The organism is Collinsella sp. TF10-11AT, from assembly GCF_003437565.1.
In the GTDB taxonomy this organism is placed as follows: Bacteria; Actinomycetota; Coriobacteriia; order Coriobacteriales; family Coriobacteriaceae; genus Collinsella.
In genome coordinates, this window is sequence record NZ_QSQW01000009.1 from 52,979 (window position 1) to 75,582 (window position 22,604).

At 60.2% G+C, this 22,604-nt stretch carries 19 protein-coding genes and 1 riboswitch; of the genes, 12 read left to right on the forward strand and 7 right to left on the reverse strand.

Annotated features, from left to right (window positions below; all coding sequences use genetic code 11):
- Positions 1-4: 4 nt before the first annotated feature.
- Complete coding sequence (locus DXC99_RS07215) at positions 5-814, forward strand: BtpA/SgcQ family protein (protein ID WP_233503156.1); 810 nt, start codon at positions 5-7, stop codon at positions 812-814.
- A gap of 6 nt (positions 815-820) precedes the next feature.
- Positions 821-2,338, forward strand: a complete 1,518-nt coding sequence (locus DXC99_RS07220; protein ID WP_117629757.1) for an FGGY-family carbohydrate kinase — start codon at positions 821-823, stop codon at positions 2,336-2,338.
- Positions 2,339-2,417: 79 nt separating this feature from the next.
- Here the strand turns inward: DXC99_RS07220 and DXC99_RS07225 are convergent, their stop codons facing one another.
- Together DXC99_RS07225 and DXC99_RS07230 are read right to left on the reverse strand one after the other, a co-directional pair.
- Positions 2,418-3,200, reverse strand: a complete 783-nt coding sequence (locus DXC99_RS07225) for a TatD family hydrolase (protein WP_117629758.1) — start codon at positions 3,198-3,200, stop codon at positions 2,418-2,420.
- Between the two features lie 14 nt (positions 3,201-3,214).
- Positions 3,215-4,006: a ThiF family adenylyltransferase gene (locus DXC99_RS07230; protein WP_369831455.1), complete on the reverse strand. Its 792-nt coding sequence runs from the start codon at positions 4,004-4,006 to the stop codon at positions 3,215-3,217.
- A gap of 299 nt (positions 4,007-4,305) precedes the next feature.
- Between DXC99_RS07230 and DXC99_RS07235 the strand changes: the two genes are divergently transcribed.
- The 3 genes from DXC99_RS07235 to ettA all read left to right on the forward strand — a co-directional run bounded on the left by DXC99_RS07235 (position 4,306) and on the right by ettA (position 7,145).
- Positions 4,306-4,584 (forward strand): autorepressor SdpR family transcription factor, encoded by a 279-nt coding sequence (locus DXC99_RS07235; protein ID WP_022094448.1) that lies wholly within the window; start codon positions 4,306-4,308, stop codon positions 4,582-4,584.
- Positions 4,577-5,281: an SdpI family protein gene (locus tag DXC99_RS07240; RefSeq protein ID WP_117629760.1), complete on the forward strand. Its 705-nt coding sequence runs from the start codon at positions 4,577-4,579 to the stop codon at positions 5,279-5,281. Before DXC99_RS07235 ends, DXC99_RS07240 begins: the two co-directional genes overlap by 8 nt.
- A gap of 184 nt (positions 5,282-5,465) precedes the next feature.
- A complete protein-coding gene (ettA, locus tag DXC99_RS07245) occupies positions 5,466-7,145 on the forward strand; it encodes an energy-dependent translational throttle protein EttA (protein WP_055251458.1) in 1,680 nt (559 codons plus the stop codon).
- A gap of 61 nt (positions 7,146-7,206) precedes the next feature.
- Here ettA and DXC99_RS07250 read toward each other — a convergent pair whose 3' ends face one another.
- Both DXC99_RS07250 and DXC99_RS07255 read right to left on the reverse strand, forming a co-directional pair.
- Positions 7,207-8,514 carry a hypothetical protein gene (locus DXC99_RS07250; protein ID WP_117629761.1) on the reverse strand — a complete coding sequence of 436 codons (1,308 nt, stop codon included), beginning with the start codon at positions 8,512-8,514 and terminating at the stop codon, positions 7,207-7,209.
- A 138-nt stretch (positions 8,515-8,652) separates the two neighbouring features.
- The gene (locus DXC99_RS07255) at positions 8,653-9,606 is read right to left on the reverse strand and encodes a hypothetical protein (protein WP_117629762.1); all 954 of its coding nucleotides are present in this window, start codon (positions 9,604-9,606) and stop codon (positions 8,653-8,655) included.
- A gap of 203 nt (positions 9,607-9,809) precedes the next feature.
- Between DXC99_RS07255 and DXC99_RS07260 the strand changes: the two genes are divergently transcribed.
- From DXC99_RS07260 to DXC99_RS07280, 5 genes are all read left to right on the forward strand, one after another.
- Positions 9,810-11,789 carry an NAD(+) synthase gene (locus DXC99_RS07260; protein ID WP_233505695.1) on the forward strand — a complete coding sequence of 660 codons (1,980 nt, stop codon included), beginning with the start codon at positions 9,810-9,812 and terminating at the stop codon, positions 11,787-11,789.
- Positions 11,790-11,907: 118 nt separating this feature from the next.
- A complete protein-coding gene (locus tag DXC99_RS07265; RefSeq protein WP_117629764.1) occupies positions 11,908-13,071 on the forward strand; it encodes a pyridoxal phosphate-dependent aminotransferase in 1,164 nt (387 codons plus the stop codon).
- A gap of 201 nt (positions 13,072-13,272) precedes the next feature.
- Positions 13,273-14,223, forward strand: a complete 951-nt coding sequence (locus DXC99_RS07270) for an L-lactate dehydrogenase (RefSeq protein WP_022094138.1) — start codon at positions 13,273-13,275, stop codon at positions 14,221-14,223.
- Positions 14,224-14,350: 127 nt separating this feature from the next.
- The gene (locus tag DXC99_RS07275) at positions 14,351-15,511 is read left to right on the forward strand and encodes an Mbeg1-like protein (RefSeq protein ID WP_117629765.1); all 1,161 of its coding nucleotides are present in this window, start codon (positions 14,351-14,353) and stop codon (positions 15,509-15,511) included.
- A gap of 111 nt (positions 15,512-15,622) precedes the next feature.
- The gene (locus DXC99_RS07280) at positions 15,623-16,627 is read left to right on the forward strand and encodes a nucleoid-associated protein (RefSeq protein WP_022094136.1); all 1,005 of its coding nucleotides are present in this window, start codon (positions 15,623-15,625) and stop codon (positions 16,625-16,627) included.
- Positions 16,628-16,760: 133 nt separating this feature from the next.
- Here DXC99_RS07280 and dapD read toward each other — a convergent pair whose 3' ends face one another.
- From dapD to dapA, 3 genes are read right to left on the reverse strand one after another with little or no spacing between them, the layout of a single operon-like run.
- The gene (dapD, locus tag DXC99_RS07285; RefSeq protein ID WP_117629766.1) at positions 16,761-17,480 is read right to left on the reverse strand and encodes a 2,3,4,5-tetrahydropyridine-2,6-dicarboxylate N-acetyltransferase; all 720 of its coding nucleotides are present in this window, start codon (positions 17,478-17,480) and stop codon (positions 16,761-16,763) included.
- 39 nt (positions 17,481-17,519) lie between these two features.
- Entirely contained in the window at positions 17,520-18,260 is a 741-nt protein-coding gene (dapB, locus tag DXC99_RS07290; protein WP_199408888.1) for a 4-hydroxy-tetrahydrodipicolinate reductase, read from the reverse strand.
- Positions 18,253-20,562, reverse strand: a complete 2,310-nt coding sequence (gene dapA / locus DXC99_RS10515; RefSeq protein ID WP_117629767.1) for a 4-hydroxy-tetrahydrodipicolinate synthase — start codon at positions 20,560-20,562, stop codon at positions 18,253-18,255. The genes dapB and dapA overlap by 8 nt, the downstream gene beginning before the upstream one ends.
- A 65-nt stretch (positions 20,563-20,627) precedes the next feature.
- A riboswitch (Lysine riboswitch) is annotated at positions 20,628-20,796 on the reverse strand.
- A gap of 146 nt (positions 20,797-20,942) precedes the next feature.
- On the opposite strand from dapA, the gene DXC99_RS07300 reads away from it, so the two are divergent.
- Positions 20,943-22,130 carry an amidohydrolase gene (locus DXC99_RS07300; RefSeq protein ID WP_117629768.1) on the forward strand — a complete coding sequence of 396 codons (1,188 nt, stop codon included), beginning with the start codon at positions 20,943-20,945 and terminating at the stop codon, positions 22,128-22,130.
- Between the two features lie 56 nt (positions 22,131-22,186).
- Positions 22,187-22,456: a hypothetical protein gene (locus DXC99_RS07305; RefSeq protein WP_117583917.1), complete on the forward strand. Its 270-nt coding sequence runs from the start codon at positions 22,187-22,189 to the stop codon at positions 22,454-22,456.
- Positions 22,457-22,604 lie beyond the last annotated feature (148 nt).

Below are 22,604 nucleotides of genomic sequence, written 5' to 3' on the forward strand. Positions count from 1 at the left end.
CGTTATGTCGTTTCTAACTTCGATGTTCAAGAACGAAAAGCCGGTTATCGGAATGCTGCACCTGCGTCCTCTGCCGGGCGATCCGCTGTATTACCCGGGCGGAAGCGTATCGCAGGTCGTGGAAGCCGCCAAGCGCGATCTCGAGGCGTTGCAGCAGGGCGGTGTCGATGGCATTTTGATTACCAATGAGCTCTCGATGCCCTATGAGCAGCATGTTTCTCCCTCAACCCTTGCATCGATGGGCTATGTAATCGGGGCTCTGTCCCATGATCTGTCGACTCCTTGGGGAGCTGAGGCAATTTACGATGGTGATGCCACAATCGAGCTGTGCGCTGCCGTCGACGCGCAGTTCACGCGCTGCAATTTTTGCGGTGCCTGGGCCGGTGATCTCGGGCTGATTAACCGAGATTTCGCTCACACCATGCGTCGCAAGGCGGCGCTGCGCTTGGACGACCTCAAGCTTTTTCACTTCATCACGAGCGAGGGCGAGGTTTATCTCAACGACCGCACGACCGCGGACATTGCCGATTCACTTCTCTTTAATTGCCTACCGGATGCGATGGTCATCGGCGGTTCGGCTGCCGGTCGTGGCGCTTCGGGCGAGCTTGCCGACGAGGTCCGCGAGCGTGTTGGCGAAGTGCCCGTGGTATGTGGCACCGGTTGTCGCGAAAATACCGTGGCTGACGTATTTGCTCACTACGATGGCGCGTTTGTCGGCACGTGCTTAAAGCGCGACGGAAAGCTGGATGCCCCGATTGATGTTGAGCGGGTGGTTCGTTTTATGGCTGCCGCTCGTACGGCGCGAGGGGAGTAGGCACCTATGGCGCTCTATCTGGGTATTGATATTGGGACAAGCGCCTCTAAAGGCGTTTTAATCGATGATCGATGCAACATCGTTTGCCAAGCCTCTTGTGGACATGAGACGGACAACCCGTGTGATGGATGGTACCAGCATGATGCTGAGGCAGTTTGGTGGGGCGATTTTTGCCGCTTGTCGCGCGAGCTGGTGATGCTATCGGGGGTTAACGCGGCGCAGATCGGATGCGTGGGCCTTTCCGCATTGGGTTGCGACTGTGTGCCGGTCGATACCGAGTGCAACGCGCTGGCGCCCGCGATTTTGTATGGAGTCGATGCACGTTCGAAGCCGCAGATTGACGAGCTCCTTTCCGAATATGGGTCAGGTCGCGCACGCGAACTTTTCGGGCACGATCCCTGCTCATCAGATATTGCTCCTAAGATCTTATGGTTTAAGGAGAATATGCCCGAGGTGCACGAACGTGCCGCGAAGTTCCTGACGGCATCATCGTTTCTATGCGCAAAGTTGACGGGGCGTTTTACGGTGGACCGTTACTTGGCGGAGGATTTTCTTCCCCTATACGACCGCTACACTTGGAGGGTTGATGCTCGGGAATGTGCTCGTTTCTGCCGGCCTGACCAGATGGCGGAGGTAATGTCGGCTACCGATATTGCCGGGGCGATTACGCAGCGCGCGGCTGAGGCGACAGGGCTCGCGGCAGGGACACCTGTCTTAGTGGGAACGGGCGACTCTGGTGCCGAGGCCATTTCGACGGGTGTATTTCGTCCCGGCGATATGATGGTTCAGTTGGGGAGCACGGCGTATTTCATCTACCTAGCTGATCATATGGTCGATGATGCCCGCCTGTGGCCAGGGACGTTTATCATTCCCGGAACTTACGGGATCTGCGCGGGGACCAATACGGCGGGTGCACTCACATCGTGGCTGCGCCAAGAGCTGTATCGCGACGCCGTGGAGGCCGAGGGCCACGGTGGCCCCGATGCATATTCGGTCATGGCGCATGATGCCGCCGATGTGGCGCCGGGTGCCGATGGGCTCCTGTGCCTGCCGTACTTTGCGGGGGAGCGTACTCCGCTCAACGATCCCGAGGCACGTGGCGTCTTCTTTGGCCTGACCGGAAGGCATACGCGAGCCCATATGGTTCGCGCCGCCTTGGAAGGCGTCGCGTATACCGTTGCATCCCATGTCGACATTATCGAGCGAGAGCATGGACTGCCAATTGGGCGCATTATGCTTGTCGGAGGTGGAACCAAGAATCCAGTTTGGATGCAGGCTATCGCCGACGTATGCGGGCGCGAGGTCTCGGTTGCCAAGGTTACGGTGGGCGCATGCTTCGGTGATGCCATCATGGCAGCTCTCGCAGGTGGCGCCTATGCATCATGGGATGAACTCGCCCAAGTCCTTGGCGTTGCACAAACAATCGTGCCCGATATGGATGCCCACGAGCTATATGCGTCGCGTCGTCATATCTTTGACGAATTGTATGCACGTAACCGTGATCTCATGCACGAATTGGTGTAATGCTGCCGAATTGTACTGCCTGCCAATAGGGACTGCGTTGTGCGATTCGCATGTCCCTTGGCATTTTTGCCCACAGGGGTTAGCGAAGGTCAAAAACAGAGTGCGCATTTGCTAAAACTACCGACTCGATGCGCTTTGCGTCACAGTTTTTGAGTGAGGCAATGTGCATCGAGGTCCTTGCGAGCGATCTGATGAGCGATTGCACACTTGTTTCTGTGTTTGGTTCGGCCGGCGCATCGGTCTCGAGCAGTAGACGGTCGAGTGGAATCTGTCGGGCATATTCGCGACCGCGCTTGGTGGCGAGCATACGCTCGTTCACGGAAAAATAGCAGCCTGCGTTTCGCGCACGGACGAACTCGTTCGAGGTACCGCTAAACCAGTGAAAGATGACGGCGGGGGAGTTGGGGCTTGGGGTGAGCAATCCATATGACTCAAGGGCGTCCAGTACGGTTCCTGCCGAACGAACAGCGTGAATTGATATCACGCGCCCGGCAAGAGGGTGCTGCACGAGTGCATCGCAGAGCCGGTCAAATGCCTGTACTTGTAGCGACTCGCTTCCGGCAAAACGAGCGGAAAAGTCGAGCCCGACCTCGCCGATCAAGCGTTCTTGTGCAGCGACTTCGCAAAGCAGATTGATTTCAGCGTTGCCACATCGTCCGTCGGCGAGCCACCAGGGATGGAGGCCGATGCCGGCAAAGATATTTGAACGGCCGCAGGCGCGCTTCTTGGCGCGTGCAAAGTCGTGCGGATCGACGCCGCAGTCAAATAGAATCAGGCCCAGCGCCGTTGCCTCATCGGCAACGGCGTCCGGGTGAGCCATTAGATCAAGATGGCAGTGTGCATCAAATAACCGGGGCTCCATCTCGGCGCGCTCCGCTAGTCTAGGCGCTGGCCATCGGCGCGCACGCGCTCGGTGCCGCGGCCACTGATCTGACGGATAACCTCGCCGGCGATCATCTGGCCCATGATGGGCGGCATAAAGCTGGCGGTTCCCAGCTCGGTGCGCTCGTGGATGTTGGAAGGATCGCGGGGCTGTGTCTTAACCGATTCCTCGCAGCTAAACAGTACGTGTAGGCTCTTGATTCCGCGCTTCTTACATTCTTTGCGCATAATGCGGCTCATGGGGTCACGTACCGTATCGAAGATGTCGGCAAAGCGGAGGCACTCGGGATGGAGTTTGTTGGCCCCGCCCATGGAGCTAACCAAACGGATGTCATGGTCCTGAGCATATTTGGCAATGGTGAGCTTGGCCGAGATGGTGTCGATGGCGTCGACGACGTAGTCGAGCTTGCCACCCGTCTGCTCCAAAACGCCCGCGAAGAACTCGTCGATGTTGTCGCTCAGCAGGTATTCGGTGCGCTTGATAACGCTGGCGGCGGGATTGATGTCGTGGATCATGGCTTCCATCACGTCAACCTTGCGCTTGCCGACGGTGCTGTGAAAGGCGATGGCCTGTCGATTGATGTTGCTGGGCGCGACGATATCCTTGTCCAGAATCACAAAATGACCGATGCCGCCGCGGACAAGTGCCTCGCAGCAGTTGGAGCCCACGCCTCCGCAGCCGAGCACCAGCACCGTGGCGTTGGCGAGTCTATCGAGTGCCTCACGGCCCATGATGATCTCGAGTTTGGTGTCGCGTGTCTCGACGAGAGCGGCGGTTTCGGTCATAGACATCCTCCGATGGGGAAGCGAATCGTGTTTTAGCTATCACCATTATAGGTATTATCGCGATTCCATTTGAGCCCTAGGGGCTTGTTGAAATGAGGCGGTGATTCGCATAAGATGAAGCAGATGGCACCCGTTGCCGCGGGTTAGCCAACTCCGAAACACGTTTATGGCGTGAGAAGTGGCCGTCTTCGCATTACGCGGAGGCGGCTATTTTTTTGAGTACAAGATTAGATAGTTAGACAAACATCTAAATATCGAGTATAGTGTGCGCGTCATGAGGGGTGCTGAGAGGAGGTCCTATGCCGGGAGAGGGTTTTAAGGCGCTTGCCGATCCAACGCGACGGCGCATTTTGGAGTTGCTGCGCGAGGGCAATTGTACGGCCGGGGAGCTTGCCGAGCATTTTGACATCAGCAAGCCGTCATTGAGCCATCATTTGGCGACGCTCAAAAACGCCGGGCTGGTGACCGACGAGCGCCATGGCCAAAACATCGTTTACAGCTTAAACACCACCGTCATGCAGGACTTGATTGGCTGGTTTATGGGCTTTACAAACACGGAAGGTGATAAGGATGAATAACGAAAACAAGGGCATTCACCCCACGGGGGTATCGTCGCGCGTGTGGATTGCGCTGGTCGTTCTGTGCGTCGCCAATGTCGTAGCGCACCTCATGGTGATGCCGAGCTTGCCTGCACAGATTCCCACGCACTGGGGCGCGAACGGCGCCGTCGATGGTTGGGGTCCTAGCTGGATGGCCTCCGCGCTCGGCGTGCTGCCTCTGGCGCTTCTCGCAATGTTCTGCGTGGTGCCGCGCATCGATCCCAAAGGTGAGGCATATCGAACCTCGGGCAAGTTCTATCAGGGCTTCGTAATCGCCTTCACCTTGTTCATGTGCGCCATAAGCTGGCTGGGAGAGCTTACGGTCTGGGGCGTGGTGCCGGCGGTCGGTTCGGTCAACGTGCTGATTTCCGGTGCTATCGGTTTGCTGTTCATCGGCGTAGGCAACTACTTGCCGCGTGTGAAGCAGAACTATACGCTCGGTATCAAGACGCCTTGGGCGCTTGCTGATCCCGAGAACTGGCGCCGTACGCAGCGTTTTGGCGGCGCCTGCTTTATGGTGCTGGGTATTGGCCTGATTGTGATGGGCGTGGCAGGTGCGGTGCTTTCGAGTGAAGTCGTTGCCGCGGTGATTGCGGTTCTGGCGTTTGGTTCAGCCGGAGCTGCCTACGTCTATTCGTATCTGCTGTGGCGTAAATCGCAGCGAGCCGTTCGCTAAGGTTGCGGAAAACTAGCGTACGCAGTTCATAGTATGTTCTGGGGGACTTTTCCCAGGTAGTATTAGGGGGTGTGGGCAACCATGCCCCTTTTTCGTTAAGTTTCAGAGCTGGTTTCCTCATTTCGTTTCCACTAAAGCGAATCAAGAATAGGGAAACAGCAGGTAGAAAGGATAAAACAGGCATATGGCGGAGTTTATCTACCAGATGTATCAGGCTCGCAAGGCCCATGGCGACAAGGTAATCCTTGACGACGTGACCCTGAGCTTCTACCCCGGTGCCAAGATCGGCGTCGTGGGTCCCAACGGCATGGGCAAGTCGACCCTGCTCAAGATCATGGCCGGCATCGAGGAGGTTTCCAACGGCGATGCCAGGCTCACCCCCGGCTACACCGTGGGTATCCTGCAACAGGAGCCGCCGCTCGACGACGACAAGACCGTCATCGAGAACGTGCGCATGGCGTTTGGCGACATGATTGCCAAGGTCGATCGCTTCAACAAGATCGGCGAGGAGATGTGCGACCCGGACTGCGACATGGACGCCCTCATGGCCGAGATGGGCAAGCTCCAGGACGAGATCGACGCCGCTGATGGCTGGGATATCGATTCCAAGCTCGGCCAGGCCATGGACGCCCTGCAGCTGCCCGATTCCGACATGCCGGTCAACGTGCTCTCCGGCGGCGAGCGCCGCCGCGTGGCCCTGTGCAAGCTGCTGCTCGAGGCTCCCGACCTGCTGCTGCTCGACGAGCCCACGAACCACCTGGACGCCGAGTCGATCCTGTGGCTCGAGCACTTCCTGCACAACTACCAGGGCGCGGTGCTTGCCGTCACACACGATCGCTACTTCCTGGATAACGTTGCCGAGTGGATTTGCGAGGTCGACCGCGGCCACCTTTATCCCTACAAGGGCAACTACTCCACGTATCTGGAGACCAAGGCCGCCCGTATCGAGGCGCAGGGCAACCGTGACGCCAAGCTCGCCAAGCGCATGGAGGCCGAGCTCGAGTGGGTACGCAGCTCGCCCAAGGCTCGCCAGGCAAAGAACAAGGCCCGTCTGGCTCGCTACGAGGAGATGGAGGCCGAGGCCCGCGCAAGCCAGAAGCTCGACTGGACCGACATCCGCATCCCTGTGGGCCCGCGTTTGGGCAACAAGGTGCTCGAGGCCCATCACCTGCACAAAGAGTTCGATGGCCGCGTGCTCATCGACGACCTTTCGTTCACCTTGCCGCGCAACGGCATCGTGGGCGTCATCGGTCCCAACGGCGTGGGCAAGACTACGCTCTTCAAGACGATTGTGGGTCTGGAGCCGCTGACTTCGGGCGAGCTCGAGGTGGGCGAGACCGTCAAGATCTCCTATGTCGATCAGAACCGTTCCGGCATCGATCCCGACAAGAACCTGTGGGAGGTCGTCTCGGATGGCCTGGACCACATGATGGTCGGCGAGACCGAGGTTCCGAGCCGTGCTTATGTGGCGAGCTTTGGCTTTAAGGGCCAGGACCAGCAGAAGCGCGCTGGCGTACTTTCCGGTGGCGAGCGCAACCGTCTGAACCTGGCGCTCACGCTCAAGCAGGGCGGCAACCTGCTGCTCCTCGACGAGCCCACGAACGACCTCGACGTCGAGACGCTGTCCTCGCTCGAAGCGGCGCTGCTCGAGTTCCCGGGCTGCTCGGTGGTCATTAGCCACGACCGCATGTTCCTGGACCGCGTCGCCACGCACATTCTGGCGTGGGAGGGCACCGACGAGAATCCGGGCAACTGGTATTGGTTCGAGGGCAACTTCGAGGCCTACCAGGCCAACCGCATCGAGCGCCTGGGCGAGGACGCAGCCCAGCCGCATCGTATTCACCGCAAGCTCACGCGCGACTAGTCGAGCTCAGGTGGCCTAACGAGAATGGGACGATAACCTTGAGGGTTATCGTCCCTTTTTGTTACTTGGTAGAAGGCTCGACTTTATCGATGGTCCAGGCGGCTCCGAGACCGCCGGTGGTGTTGCGGCGGATACGCACGGTGACTTCGCGGCGCTCGCCGGCCTGCGTGTAGCGCAGGGGGAAGCTTGCGCGGTTTCGCGCGGCCTCAATGGTGCCGCGTTCGCGGGCGATCCAGTAGTACTCGCCGACGATGCCGAGCGTGTCGGCGCCGTAGGGGAGATAGGTCGACAGCTGGTGCAGAAGCGGGCCGGGGCAGAAGACTTCGGTTGCGAAATCGACGGGGAAGTCCTCGGGGATGGCGGGCGCTGCAGGTGCGGGGGCCGGTACTGCAGCGGGGACCGGAGCCGGTGCCGGTGCGGGAATTTGGTCGCAAGCAGCGGCGGGCACGGATTCGATGACGGGTGCGGGCTCCGGCGTTACTTCCGGCTTGACCTCGGAATCTGCGGGCTTCACGGTGACGGGCGCGTCTGCAACTGCGGCTTCAACCTCAACCTGCGTCGCGTTCTCATTCTCGACGCTCGACTTTGCTTCGATGGGCGTGGATGCCATGGTGGTGATGCCGGCGTTGGCGTTCTCGGGGTCATAGACGACCGTAAGCGAGATGGCAGGCTGCGGCGTCTCGGGTCCCGGCGTCGACTCGGTAGCGTCTTGATCGGCGGACTCGTCGGGTTGATCGTCCTCGGCTTCGTCGCCAAAGACATCGCTGTTTTGGAACGCAGGCGTCTCGGGTTGGTTGGCGGCTTCTTCGGTTGTCGACTTGGGAGCCTCGTTGAGCTCCGCAGTGGCTTCCTGCTCTGATATGACTTTGGGATCGGTCGTGGCGGCGATTTCGGTTTCGGCTTCTGCTGTTACCTCAATGGCGACTTCGGTCTCTGTCTCGGGCTCGGGTTCCGGTACGGCTTCAACCATGGCTTCGGGCTCGCGACGCTTAACGTGCTTAGGGCGCACGGCCTTGAGGTCCTTCTCGCCGCGTTTTTTCTTTTTGTAGGACTGCTTGGCACCCTTGGCAGCCTTGGGCTTGTCCTCGCCCTTGGCAAGGGCGGCATCCCAGGTATCGTTGGCGATGACGGTGGCATACAGGCGACCGCCCTTAAAGACGGTCAGTCTAATGCAGTCGTCGAGCTCCTCGAGCAGCTCGCGCGTGGACTCGAAGCCCAGGTCATAAGCGGTCATGTCGCCGGCGGCGAGCGCCTCCTCGACCTGTGTCATAAACGTTTGCTTGCCGCACCCAATCGCGTCGCGCAGCAGACGATACAGATAGATGTGGTTGCCCAGCGATAGCGTGGGCGTAACTATTGTCTTGCTCATGGCAAATCTCCTCTTTACACACCAAAGCATCTTACCATCGCACGGTCCTTGCCATCTCGTCGCCCAAGGTAAACGGGCGCGACCGTTGCCGGTTCGCGCCCGTTATGCAGGTCGGTTATCTATGAGAGACAAACGTGCTTAGTTGCCCGATGCCGTGTCTTGGCTCGAGCTGTCTGATGCCGTGCCGGAAGCGGTTCCGCTCGAGCTGTTGGTGTTGCTATTGTCGGTAGATCCCGTGCCCGATACATTGCCGCTCGTCTGGTCGCCTGTGCTCGGTTGAGAGCCGTCAGTCGTTTGGCTTGAGTCAGTCGTGCTGGATTGCGTGCCACTGTTGGCCGTAGAGGAATCGGTGCCCTGCGATTGGTTTTGGGTGTTCGAGGACGAATTGGCAGAGGCAGAGCTGTCTTGCGTGTCGTCCGTCTGTGCCTGCTGATCCTGCGACTGGGTGTTGCCATTTGCATCGCTCTCGGTCGTGCGCGACGACAGGATTGGCTCGGGACGCTCGCCCAGACCCTCACCGGCAGTGGTGATAAGGATGGCGCCGGCGCAGGCGATGACCGCGACGATGGCGATGGCGATCGAGAAGATGATGACCTTCTTTTGCGTCTGGCTGCGCTCTGCCGCCGCCTTGGCGCGCAGGCTGTCGGGGGCGACACGCGCCGTGGTCGCGCGCCCTGCAATCTGGCGCATCTCCTGGGTAGTTGCGGCGCCGCCTAAGTGCTCCTCGGCATTAAACTCAACGGGTTCATAGGCGCCGGCGGGGTAGTCGACGTCGGCGTGCGTACCTTTGAGGGCTTTGGCGCTGGCAGAGATAAAGTGGCGGTAGACCTGCGAGGACACAACGGTGATGACCGAGCTCACGGCGGCGCCAATTACTGAACCGGCAATACCAATCTTGGAAGCAAGCGCGACGCTCGTGGCGGCGGCTGCGGCGCCGGCGATGATCTGGGGAATGGAAATGTCATCGAACAGGCCCTTTTTGGGCGCGATGGCCATGGTCTGTCCGATGGAATGGTTTTCGTGAACGCCGTTGTTGAGCGCGGCTGGTGTCATGACGCGCGTGCGCGGCGCGTCGGTGTACTTGGTTGTCATACGGGGCCCTCCCGGTGTAAATCTGCTTCGTTTCATGTAGCCATCAGGGTACCCACCAGATGTGAATCGTACGTGACATTTAACAGATATCATCAACTCATCAATTGCTCACCAAGTTGGTGGGATGCGGTTACACCCGGCGGTTGAACTACAATAGGGCTTGCTAATTGTTGTGAATGGCGTCTACGCACGGGAGCATTCTTATGAATCTTCACCTTTCTCAGTCTGATGGCTTTTTGCGTGTGGCGGCGGCGTCGCCGCGGATTCGCGTGGCCGATGTCGAGGGCAATACCGAGGTTGCGCTGGCGGCTGTTCGCGAGGCTACCGAGCGCGGCGTCCGCGCGCTGGTGCTGCCCGAGCTTAACCTGACCGGCTATACCGCGGCTGATCTGTTCCATAACCGTACATTGCTGCATGCCTGCGAGACCGCACTGGCACATATTCTCGATGAAACCCGCGAGCTGCCGATTGTCTTTACCATCGGTCTTCCCGTTGCAGTCGCCGAGAATATCTACAACTGCGCCGCCGTGTGCTGCGCGGGCGAGCTTTTGGGTCTTACGGCCAAGAAGTATCTGCCCAACTATGGCGAGTTCTACGAGCGCCGCTGGTTTGCTCCGGCGCCCGCAGATCCTGTGTGGGTCGAGTTTGCCGGTCAGGGTCCGGTTCCGCTGGGTTCGGGGCTTGTCTACCGCTGCTGTGATGAAGGTGCCGAGGACATGGTGCTGGGCGTTGAGGTCTGCGAGGACCTGTGGGTGCCGGCGCCCCCTTCGACCGAGATGGCGCTTGCCGGTGCGACGGTGATCCTCAACCCGTCGGCCTCGGACGAGATTATCGGTAAGGCAGACTATCGCCGCAGCCTCATCTCCAATCAGAGTGCGCGCCTGTACTGTGCCTATGCCTATGCAGATGCGAGCGAGGGCGAGTCCACGACCGACATGGTCTTTGCGGGCGAGAACCTTGTCTACGAAAACGGATCTAAGCTCGCCGCCACGAAGCTCCTCACCTGCGATATGGCCGTCGCCGACGTTGACCTTGACCGCCTGGTTGCCGAGCGCCGTCGCTCGACGACGTGGACGCGCGCGGACGATGCGCCGGAGGCCACGACCGTTGAATTTTCGTTTGAGGGCGTGCTGGCAGACGAACCTGTCCTGCACGATGCACTCGGCATCGACCGTGTCTTCCCCCGTGCGCCCTTTGTGCCGGCCGACCATGGCGACCTGGCCGAGCGTTGCGAGACCATCCTCGACCTGCAGACCGCCGGCCTCAAGACCCGCCTTGCCCATACGGGTACCAAGGCTGCAGTCATCGGTCTTTCGGGCGGCCTGGACTCCACGCTGGCACTGCTCGTGACAGTTCGCGCCTTCGATGCACTGGGGCTGCCGCGCACCGGTATCACGGCCGTGTCCATGCCCGGCTTTGGCACGACGCATCGTACCAAGTCGAACGCCGAGTCGCTCGCTCGCGACCTGGGTGTGAGCTTCCGCGAGGTTTCGATCCACGCGGCTGTGGAACAGCACTTCAAGGACATAGAGCACGATCCGACCGTGCAGGACGTGACCTACGAGAACAGCCAGGCCCGCGAGCGTACGCAGATTCTGATGGATCTGGCCAACCAGGCTGGCGGTTTTGTCATCGGCACGGGCGACTTGTCGGAGCTGGCACTCGGTTGGGCTACCTATAACGGCGACCACATGAGCATGTATGCCGTCAACGCGAGCGTGCCCAAGACGCTTGTGCGCCATCTGGTGCGCTATGCCGCCGATGTCTTTGGCGGGCGCATTGCCGAGACACTGCTCGACATCCTCGATACGCCGGTGTCCCCCGAGCTTCTGCCGCCCACGGGCGACGGCGAGATTGCGCAGAAGACCGAGGATTTGGTGGGCCCGTACGAGCTGCACGACTACTTCCTCTACTACCTGCTGCGTTTTGGCTTTGAGCCGGGCAAGATCTACCGCATGGCACTCAAGAGCTTTGAGGGCGTCTACGATGCCAAGACCGTCCACACGTGGCTGCGTACGTTCTACCGTCGATTCTTTGCCCAGCAGTTTAAGCGCAGCTGCCTGCCCGATGGTCCCAAGGTGGGCTCGGTGACGCTCAGCCCGCGCGGCGATTGGCGTATGCCGAGTGACGCTAGCTCGCGTCTGTGGCTTGCGCAGATCGACGCGCTCAATCCAGTTGACTAAGGTTGGCTAAATTGAACCAATACGGGGTTTGCAAGCGTTACACTTTTGCAATCTGATGGCCCGTATCGCGCGGCGCTCTTGTCGGAGCGCCGCGTTTTTTATATCGAAAGGTGGCACCATGCAGGCATCGCAGCGTCTCGATCGCTTTGGCGCGGAGGTCTTCGCCTCGCTCAACAACAAACTTCTCGCGCTGAAGGCTCAGGGCAAGACCATTTACAACATGAGCGTGGGCACGCCCGACTTTAAGCCGTACGACCACGTGGTCGAGGCGCTCACGCAGGCGGCCCAAGATCCCGAGATGTGGAAGTACGCCCTGCGCGACCTGCCTGAGCTTAAGCAAGCCGTGTGCGATTACTACGAGCGTCGCTTTGGCGTTTCGGGCATTACGCCGTCCATGGTGCAGTCGTGCAACGGCACGCAGGAGGGCGTGGGTCATTTGGGCTTGGCTCTGCTCGATCCGGGTGACACCATTCTAGTTCCCGATCCGTGCTACCCGGTCTTTGAGGCGGGTGCGAAGATTGCCGATGCCAAGCTCGAGTACTATCCGCTGGTTGCCGAGCACAATTACCTGCCCTATGTGGCGGGCATCGATCCCGAGGTGGCCGATCGCGCCAAGTACATGATCGTTTCGTTGCCCGCGAACCCGGTCGGTTCGGTGGGCACGCCCGAGGTCTACGAGGAGATCATCGCTTTCGCTCGCGAGCACGACCTGCTGATCGTCCATGACAACGCGTACTCCGACATCGTGTTTGACGGCGAGCCCGGCGGCAGCTTCCTGCAGTATCCCGGTGCGCTCGAGGTGGGCGTGGAGTTCTTCTCGCTTTCCAAGTCGTTTAACGTCACCGGTGCCCGCATCGGCTTTTTGGTCGGTCGCGAGGATGTGGTCTCGGCCTTTGCCAAGCTGCGCGGGCAGATCGACTTCGGCATGTTCTTCCCGATCCAAAAGGCCGCCATCGCGTGCCTTAATGGCCCGCGCGATGAGGTCGAGGCGCAGCGTCTGAAGTACCAGGAGCGCCGCGATGCCCTGTGCGACGGTCTTGAGGGCCTGGGCTGGGAGCGTCCCAACGCGCATGGCTCTATGTTTGTGTGGGCCAAGCTTCCCGGTGGTCGCACCGATTCCATGGCGTTTTGCGAGGAGCTTATGGAGAAGGCCGGCGTTGTGGTGACGCCAGGCGCGAGCTTTGGCCCTTCGGGTGAGGGGCACGTGCGCATGGCGCTGGTCCTGCCGCCCGATCAGATCACTTTGGCTGTCGAGGCCATTCGCGAGGCGGGCCTGTATTAGAAACTTATTTCGGCTCGTCAATAGCTCGAAACCGATTTCGTACAGTTATTTTACGAATCCTGCAAATAATTTCGGTAAACGGTCGATATTTGACTGCGAATAGGAGCATAATCAAAGTCCCGATTGGATGTATTGGGATTACGGCAAGCCGCTCGGGTCGTTCCCGGGCGGCTTGTTTGTGGAGAGAGATGGGAGTTTCTAATGGTTAACGAGAAGAAGGTCGCTATTGTCGGCTGCGGTTTCGTCGGTTCGTCTTCGGCGTTCGCGCTGATGCAGAGTGGTCTGTTCTCCGAGATGGTCCTCATCGACGTGGACAAGAACCGCGCTGAGGGTGAGGCTCTGGATATCGCGCACGGCATGACGTTTGCCGAGCCGATGAAGATCTACGCCGGCGATTATTCCGATGTCGCCGACGCCGCCATGATCGTCGTCACCGCTGGCGCTGCCCAGAAGCCCGGTGAGACCCGCCTGGACCTGGTCAACAAGAACGTCAGCATCTTTAAGTCCATTATCCCCGAGATTAAGAAGTCCGGCTTCGACGGCATTCTGCTCATCGTCTCCAACCCGGTCGATGTTCTGACCTACGCCGCCATCAAGATGTCCGGCCTGCCCGAGGGCCACGTCATCGGTTCCGGTACCGTGCTCGACACTGGCCGCCTGCAGCAGATGCTTGGTGCCCACGTCGAGGTCGACCCGCGCGATGTTCAGGCCTATGTCATGGGTGAGCACGGCGACTCCGAGTTTGTCGCTTGGTCCAGCGCTCAGGTTGCCGGCGTTCCGCTGAACACCTTCTGTGAGCTTCACGGCCACCTGGAGCATGAGGCTGCTGAGAAGCGTATCGCCGAGGACGTCAAGAACTCCGCCTACACCATCATCGAGAAGAAGCACGCCACCTACTATGGCGTCGCCATGGCCGTCAAGCGCATCTGCACCGCTGTCATGCGTGATGAGCAGACCGTTCTGCCCGTCTCCTCGCTCATGGTGGGCGAGTATGGTCTGTCCGATCTTGCCATCTCCATGCCGACGGTCGTTGGCCGCGACGGCGTCGTTTGCCGCGTTCCCGTGCCGCTGAACGATGACGAGCAGCATGAGCTCACCGTCTCTGCAAAGGCCCTTAAGGACATCATCGACAGCGTCGACTTCTCCTGCTAAATCAAGCTCGCTAGAGCGAAAAGCTACAATGAAGGCGTCCGGGTCCACACGGCCCGGGCGCCTTTTTGGTGCAAAGTAACCTGACCCCAATGCACCATCCCTATACACCATGGTTGATGGGAGGGCCATGTCGGATTCGCCTAATTTTTTGACCTATGCCCAGACGGCGTTTGATCCGTTTGAGGAGCGGCCGTTCTGCGCGGTGGATAGCCTGGTCTTTGCCTGGTTGTCGTATTTGCGTTTGCCGGGTGATATGGCAGAGCTGACGAACTGGCAGGGCCTAGACGTACGCGAGCTGCTGCGTGCCGAGTGCTACCGGGACATGATTGACGACTTGTGGGATCCAGAGGGGAGCAGGGCCTTGTTGGAGGCCGTGGCAGCAAGCCCTCGCTACCGTGGCGTGCACGTTTGCGGCTATCGTGCCGTGAGCGATGTGGTGGCGACAGAGCAGTTTGCAGCCATGGCGTTCCGGTTTCCGGCGGGGTTTAGCTATCTTTCCTTCCGAGGGACCGACAGCACGATTGTGGGCTGGAAAGAGGACTTTAACATGGCGTTCCGGTATCCTGTGCCGGCCCAGGAATCCGCGGCGCGTTATGTGGACGAGGCGGCGGATGCGATCGACGGGCCGCTTTTGTGCGGAGGTCATTCCAAGGGTGGAAACCTTGCGGTGTACGGTGCGGCGATGTGCTCCGATGTCGCCCGTGCGCGAATCGAACGGGCGTATTCCCATGATGGTCCGGGCTTCGTCGAGGAGTTTCTGAACGGTAACGCCTTTGCCGATCTTTCCGGTCGAATCGACAAGACTCTGCCACGGTCGTCGATCTTTGGCATGATGTTCGAGACACAGGAGGACTATGCCATCGTTGAGAGCACCGAGTTCAGCCTGCTGCAGCACAATCCCTTTAGCTGGGTGGTTGATGGCCGCGACTTCGTGTACTGTGAACGCCTGTCCGCCGGTGCTCGATACGTTGATGGCTCCATTCGCGAGATGCTGCTTGCAGTGGGGCCTAGCGAGCGCGAGCGTTTTGTAGATGCGTTGTTCTCCGTGTTTGAGGCTACGGGTGCTGAGCGGTTTGCGGATATCGCTGGGAATCTGCGCGAGAGCCTGCCTGTGATGCTCCAGGCTGCGCAGGGCTTTGACGGAGATACGCGCCGCTTTGTCTCGCAGACCATAGTGGCAATCCTTAAATGCGCACTGCTGCCCAAACGACCCCAGATCGACATGTCCGCTGCCGGTAAGAGTCTGGCAGAACAGCTCGAGGCTTGGCAGTCCGAGCTCCTGCGCTAGCCATTGGTGCAAAGCAACCTGTCCCCGATGCACCAATCTTCGATGCGCTCGGGGAGGGCTCGACCGCTATACTGGTTCGTGCCGAAATCGATCTAGAACGGAATGCCGTATATGAAAATCAATCACGCGATTCTGCATATCCTGGACTTTGACTCTGCCGTCAACGTTATGAGCCAGCGCGAGCTCGATATCGAGAGCCGTACCGTGCGCAACTTCGTGACCACGCATCTGCGCCGCGCACGTACCTCGGCCGACAATAAACGCGCCACGTTTGCCGAGAACTCTGCGTTTGGCGGCGAGCTCAAGGGTTATTTCTTTGGCGAGCGCGAGTTCGTGGACCTGTCGCAGCAGATTGCGGAGTTTATCTCCTCCGAGCTCACCAAAGCCGAGAAAGCCGAGTCCACCGACGTGCTTGTGGCGGACTTTGATGACGATGAGGATGCCCGCTGGTTTGCCGTGATGCTGCTGGGCTCCAAGCAGGCTTTTATGCACGAAGTGGGCCGCGAGGAGGGGGAGGTGCGCAACGACATCGCGCGCCACTACGCTATTCTGCCAAACCCCTCGCAAAAGGTGCCGAGCTATGCCATCGTGCGCGCGAGTACCATGGAGATCGGCTACGTGGACAAGAAGCGCAAGATTGCCGGCGAGGACCGTATGCTTATCCCCGATGGCCTGCTGCAGTGCGACACGGGTGTATCGGGCAAGGAGGTCATCGACACCGTGACGCGTGTGGTCGAGGAAGTCGCCGAGGAGCATGGTGCCAATACGGCCGTGGCACTCGCCAAGGTTAAGGCTGCCGTTGCCGAGAAGGTTGAGGATGACGAGGAGCTGCCGCCTTGGGATATCGTCGATGAGGTCTTTGAGGACGAACCGGTCATCAAGGAAAGCGTGCGCGCGGCACTGACCGAGGAGAAGGTTCCCGAGCGCGTTCCCGTGGAGCGCAAGCAGGTCGAGCGCGCTGCCGTGCGCAATCACAAGATCCGTACCGACACGGGTATCGAAATCAGCTTCCCGGCCGAGATGGGTTCGAATTCCGAGTACATCGAGTTCGTCAACGAGCCCAACGGCCTTATCTCCATCGAGCTCAAGAATATCGGCAGCATCGAGAATCGATAAGTTGCGTTACGCCTACAGCGAGAAAGCAAAGGCCGAAGCTCCTAGGGGCTTCGGCCTTCTTGTTTGGGGATGAATTGCCCCGCAGGTTGAGCATAAGTCAGCGAAAACGCGGTTTGTCAAAACCGCGTAACTATTAAAGCTGGCGCAGACCCTCTTCCAGGCCGGTCTTGCTGTCGGTCTTCTCGTCGCGCATCTTGATGACGCGGGCGGGGACACCGGCCACGACGGCACCGGCGGGGACGTCCTCGACGCACACGGCGCCGGCGGCAACGACAGCGCCTTTGCCTACGTGCACGCCCTCCAGGACCACGGCATTGGCGCCGATCATAACGTCGTCCTCGATGATGACGGGCGTGGCACTGGCGGGCTCCACGACGCCTGCCAGCACGGTGCCGGCGCCGATGTGGCAGTTCTTGCCCACGGTGGCGCGGCCGCCCAGCACGGCGCCCATGTCGATCATGGAGCCTTCGCCAATGACGGAGCCGATGTTGATGATGGCGCCCATCATGATGACGGCATGGTCGCCAATCTCGACACGGTCGCGGATGATCGCGCCCGGCTCGATGCGGGCGTTGATACCCTTGAGGTCGAGCATGGGCACGGCGGAGTTGCGGCAGTCGTTCTCTACGTCGTAGTAGTCGATGGAGTCGGCGTTGGCGTCGAGGAGTGCCTTGAGCTCATCCCAGTCACCAAAGACGGTCTTGCCACGACGACCGCCGTAGACGTGCGCATTGCCCCACTGGACCTTCATGCCCGGCTTTTCGCGCACGTACAGTTTGACGGGCGTTTTCTTGGGCGCGGTTGCGATGTAGTTGATAATCTCCTGTGCATCCATCTCGGCTGCATTACTCATTTGCTGTCTCTCCTTTGAGTGGATCCGGTTGATACCTGGTTAGGCAAACATGACCTGGTCGAACGTATAGAAGCCAGGCTCGCGGGTGACGAGCTTCTGCGCGGCTGCCAGGGCGCCGTTGACGAAGATCTGACGGCTCGTGGCGCGGTGCGTGAGCGTGACCTCCTCGTCCTGGCCGAAAAAGCTTACCTCGTGCACGCCGGCGACGGTGCCGCCGCGCAGCGAGTGCATGCCGATCTCCTTGGGGTCGCGCGCGCCGCACATGCCCTCGCGGCCATAGACGGGGTGGTAGCCAGCCTCAGGCTCGGCCTCGACCACGGCGTCGAGTAGCAGCTTGGCGGTGCCGCTGGGAGCGTCGACCTTTTGGCTGTGGTGCGTCTCGACAATCTCGCAGTCAAAGCCGGGCAGCTCGCGCGTGGCCTGGGCAACCAGATGGCGCAGGGCGGCGATACCGATAGAGTAGTTGCCCGAGTGCATAACGCGGGCGTTCTGACCCAGCTCGCGCAGGCGATCCACCTGCTCGGGCGTATAGCCCGTGGTGCCGGAAACGAGTGCGGCACCCGTGCGCTCGACATAGGCGACAACGGCATCGAAGGTCACGACGTTCGAGAAGTCGATGATTACATCGGCGGCCGGTGCGCTCTCGAGCTCGGACAAGTCGAAGCCGATCTGGGCGACGATGTCAAAAACGGGCTCTCCAGCGGCGTTGACAATGCCCTCGGCGGTAGTGCGGATGAGCGAGCCCATGCGGCCCGTTCCCATAATGACGGTCTTAATCAAGCAGACCAGCTCCTTTCAGAGCATCGGTAAGTGCGGAGCGCGTGTCGTCTGCCATGGGGCACAGCGGCATGCGGTAGTTTGCCTCGATCATACCCATCTGGGCGAGTGCTTCCTTGACGGGGATGGGGTTGACCTCGCTAAAGAGGGCATTGATGAGCGGCTGGCCGGCAATTTGGATATCGCGGGCACGCGCCACGTCACCGTCCAGATAGGCGCGGCACATGTCATGCACGAGCTGCGGCTGAACGTCGGCCCACACACTGATGGTGCCCGAAGCGCCCAGGCTCATGAGCGGCACGGTAAGCGCGTCCTCGCCTGAGTACATGCGGAAGTCGTCGGACAGCAGGTGGGCGATCTTGGCCGCGTAGGCGACGTTGCCCGAGGCTTCCTTAATACCCATGATGTTGGGGTGCGCGGCCAAGCGCTCTACATTGCGCTCGCTGATGCCGCAGCCGCAGCGGCCGGGGATGTTGTACAGGATGCAGGGGATATTCACGGCATCGGCGACGGTCTTAAAGTGCTGATAGATGCCCTCTTCATTGGCCTTGTTGTAGTAGGGGGCGATGAGCAGCAGGCCGTCGGCTCCCAAGCCCTGGTAGGTGAGCGACTTGGTGAGCATCGTCTGCGTGGAGTTGGAGCCCGAGCCGGCGATGACGGGGACGCGTCCTGCAACATGCTTGACCACGGCGGCGACGACGGAGTTGTCCTCGTCATCGGTCATCGTGGCGCTCTCGCCGGTGGTGCCCAGGGTGAGGATGGCATCGGTGCCGTTTTGCAGGTGGAAATCGATAAGGCGTTCGAGCGCGTCAAAGTCGACGCTGCCGTCCTTTTTAAACGGCGTAACAAGAGCGACGATCGAGCCCTCAAGATTGCGGATGTCCATGTTCTTCTCCTTCGCGTCCGCGATCTGGATGCGTTTGTTCCATTGGGCGGCGACTGCCAGGCGCTCGTCTTGGGCGCGACGGCGAGCACTTTCGGCGCGCGACTTGGCCAGCAGCTCTCGGCCGCTCGGCAGCACGTCGAGTGTGGCAAAGTAATCGCCCGGGCGCTCGGCGCGGCGGATGAGGTCGGCCGAGCCATCGGGGCGCAGCAGCACCTCGGCGGAGCGCAGACGGCCGTTGTAGTTGTAGCCCATGGAGTAGCCATGCGCGCCGGTATCGTGAATCACGAGCACATCACCCATGTCGATATGCGGCAGCTCGCGATCGATGGCGAACTTGTCGTTGTTCTCGCATAGGTTGCCCGTGATGTCATAGGTGTTCGTGACGGGCGCTGTGGCCTTGTCGGCGCCGCCCGGCTGACCCATCACCGTGATGTGGTGGTAAGCGCCATACATGGCGGGACGAATGAGGTCGACGGCACTGGCGTCCACGCCGATATAGTCCTTGTAGATTTGCTTCTCGTGGATAGCCTTGGTGACCAGGCAGCCGTAGGGGCCCATCATAAAGCGGCCCATCTCGGTGCAGATGGCCACATCGTCCATGCCGGCGGGAACCAGGATCTCGTCGTATGCCGCGTGTACTCCCTCGCCGATGGCGCGAATGTCGTTGGCCTGCTGCTCGGGCAGGTAGGGGATGCCGACGCCGCCGGACAGATTGATGAAGGCGACGTGTGCGCCGGTCTCGCGCTCCAGGCGTACGGCAAGCTCAAAGAGGATGCGCGCGAGCTTGGGGTAGTAGTCGTTGGTGACAGTGTTGCTGGCAAGGAATGCGTGGATGCCAAAGTCCTCGGCACCCTTGGCCTTGAGCATGCGGAAGGCCTCGAAGAGCTGCTCGGTGGTCATGCCATATTTGGAGTCGCCCGGGTTGTCCATGATGCCGTTGGAGAGCTGGAACAGGCCGCCTGGATTAAAGCGGCAGCTGACCGTCTTGGGGATGGGTCCCGCAACACGCTCAAAGAACTCGATGTGGCTGATGTCGTCAAAGTTGACGATGGCGCCCAGCTTGTCGGCGAGCTCAAAGTCCGCCGCCGGCGTGTCGTTGGACGAGAACATGATGTCATGCCCCGTGATGCCCAGCGAGCGGGCGATCATGAGCTCGGTATAGCTCGAGCAATCGCAACCGCAGCCGTATTCGTTGAGAATGGAGATGAGCGCCGGGTTGGGGTTGGCCTTGACGGCAAAGTATTCCTTAAAGCCCGGGTTCCATGCGAAGGCGTCGCGCACTTCTTGCATGTTGCGGCGGATGCCCGCCTCGTCGTATAGATGAAATGGCGTGGGGAACTGCTCGACGATATGCTCGAGCGTCTCCTTGTCCACAAACGGCTGCTTGGCCGCATATGCCTCGTTGGGAGTCAATGACATGTCCCGTAAACCTCGCTATCCAGACGGCGCTACCTGCGCATCGAATCCGCATAGCGTGGACCCAATGTCCGGATAGCGCTCCCGCATTGCTGCAGACAGTCCTGCGGGTGTTTCCCGCAGGCCCACCAGGCTGTTCGTGCCCGAAAAACCCAGTTCGGCGGGTTTCGCCTCCCCACGGGGTCAAAGCCTGCCGGCTCGCCCGCGGCTCTTCGTGCCCGCGCCTCTATCAAGTGGTAAAGACCCTATCACGTTGCACTTTACCAAACAAGAGTATTCGTATATAACGTTTAAAAAATGCAGGGATATGCTGGAAATAAGGGCGCGGCAATCTTGCGGCACAATAAGATGACAACTGGCGCGCACCTATGAAAGGAACCTTTATGACCGAGCTCCAAGAACTCCGTCGTTATCGTCGCGACCTGCACCGCATTCCGGAGCTCGACTTCGATCTTCCGCAGACTATCACCTATATCGAGGGCGTGTTGGCGCCGCTCGCCTGCGAGGTGACCCATCCGTGTCGCAGCTGCGTCTGCGCTTTCTTCGATGCCGGCACGGGCGCCGCGCATGCCACGGCGATTCGCGCCGAAATGGACGCCCTGCCCATCGCGGAGGCAACGGGCGCGGCCTTTGCCTCGACGCATCCCGGTAGGATGCATGCGTGCGGTCACGACGGTCACATGGCCATGGCGCTCGCGGCGGCGACTTTTGTCGACCGAACGATTCGTGAGCAGCCGGGCGCCATCAAGCGCAACGTGCTCTTTGTGTTTCAGCCGGCCGAGGAAACGACCGGTGGCGCCAAGACGGTGTGTGAGAGCGGCGTATTCGAGCGCTACGGGGCGGATCGCATCTTTGGCTTCCACGTATGGCCCGATTTGCCCGCCGGCACGTTGGCGAGCTGTTCCGGTCCGCTGCTGGCGCGCTCAAGTGAGACGCACATTCATATCCATGGCACGAGCATCCATATCGCCAAGACCTACGGCGTTCCAGTCGAGGAATCGCATGATGCCGCGCTGGCAGCGGCCAAGTTCTTGGTTTCCGAGCGCGAGCTCATGGACGAGTTGGGTGCCGACGAGCCCTGCATTGGTAAGTTCGGCCTGCTGCAGGCCGGCACCGTCTGCAATGCGGTGGCGGGGGAGGCCCATGTGGCTGGCAGCCTGCGCGTGTTTACGGACGGTATGTTCGACCGTGCGCGCGAGGGCGTGCGCCGCGTGTTGGACGAGGCCTGCGCCGCAACAGGCTGCACGTACGACCTCGACTTTGCCGAGGGCTATCCGCCGGTCGATAACGACCCCGAGCTGTTCGCCCACATTGCGCCTGCCTTGTCCGAGCTGCAACTTGTGGACGAGCCACTGCTAATCGCCGAGGATTTCGCGTTCTATCAGCGTCATCTGCCGGGCGTGTTCTTCTTGCTGGGCACGGGCGTGCCGGAGGGTCAAGAAAACCCGAGCGATTCGGATGGCTGCCCCGCCTATGCAACAAGCGCCCTGCATACCGATACCATGCTCTTTGACGAGGAAATCCTACTCAAGGACCTCGATGTCTACAAACGATTGCTTGTGATGGAGTGACGATGAGGCGACGTCGGCAATCTGCCGTATATAGTCCGGGTGGATGCGGGTGTGGTTTGCTGCTACTTCCGGTCATTGCTGTGAGCATTGGCGTGATGTTTGTGCTTGCTGGGCTGGCTGCGGCGGCACTCGTACTGTTTATCACTGCCATCGGCGTGACGATTTGGCTCTGCCGCAATCGCGGGCAACGCCGTGCCGACGGTAAAACCAATGTCGGCTGGGTCGTATTCCTGATCATTGCGTACCCGCTGAGTGTCAGCTACCTGGTGTTCTTTGCCCTGTTGATGATCAGTGCCTTTACCGGGAAATCCGTCACGGTGGGTTGATGCGCTGCCAGCAGACGGTCACGCAAAGTGCGTTTGCTCGGCGTCTGGATAGCTGCATTGGCCGTTTACCGCAACCTTAGCTCTCAGCTAATGAATTCAAATTCAATCCTTCCTACGATGTGCTGTGTGCCGGCACGGTAGCCGGATC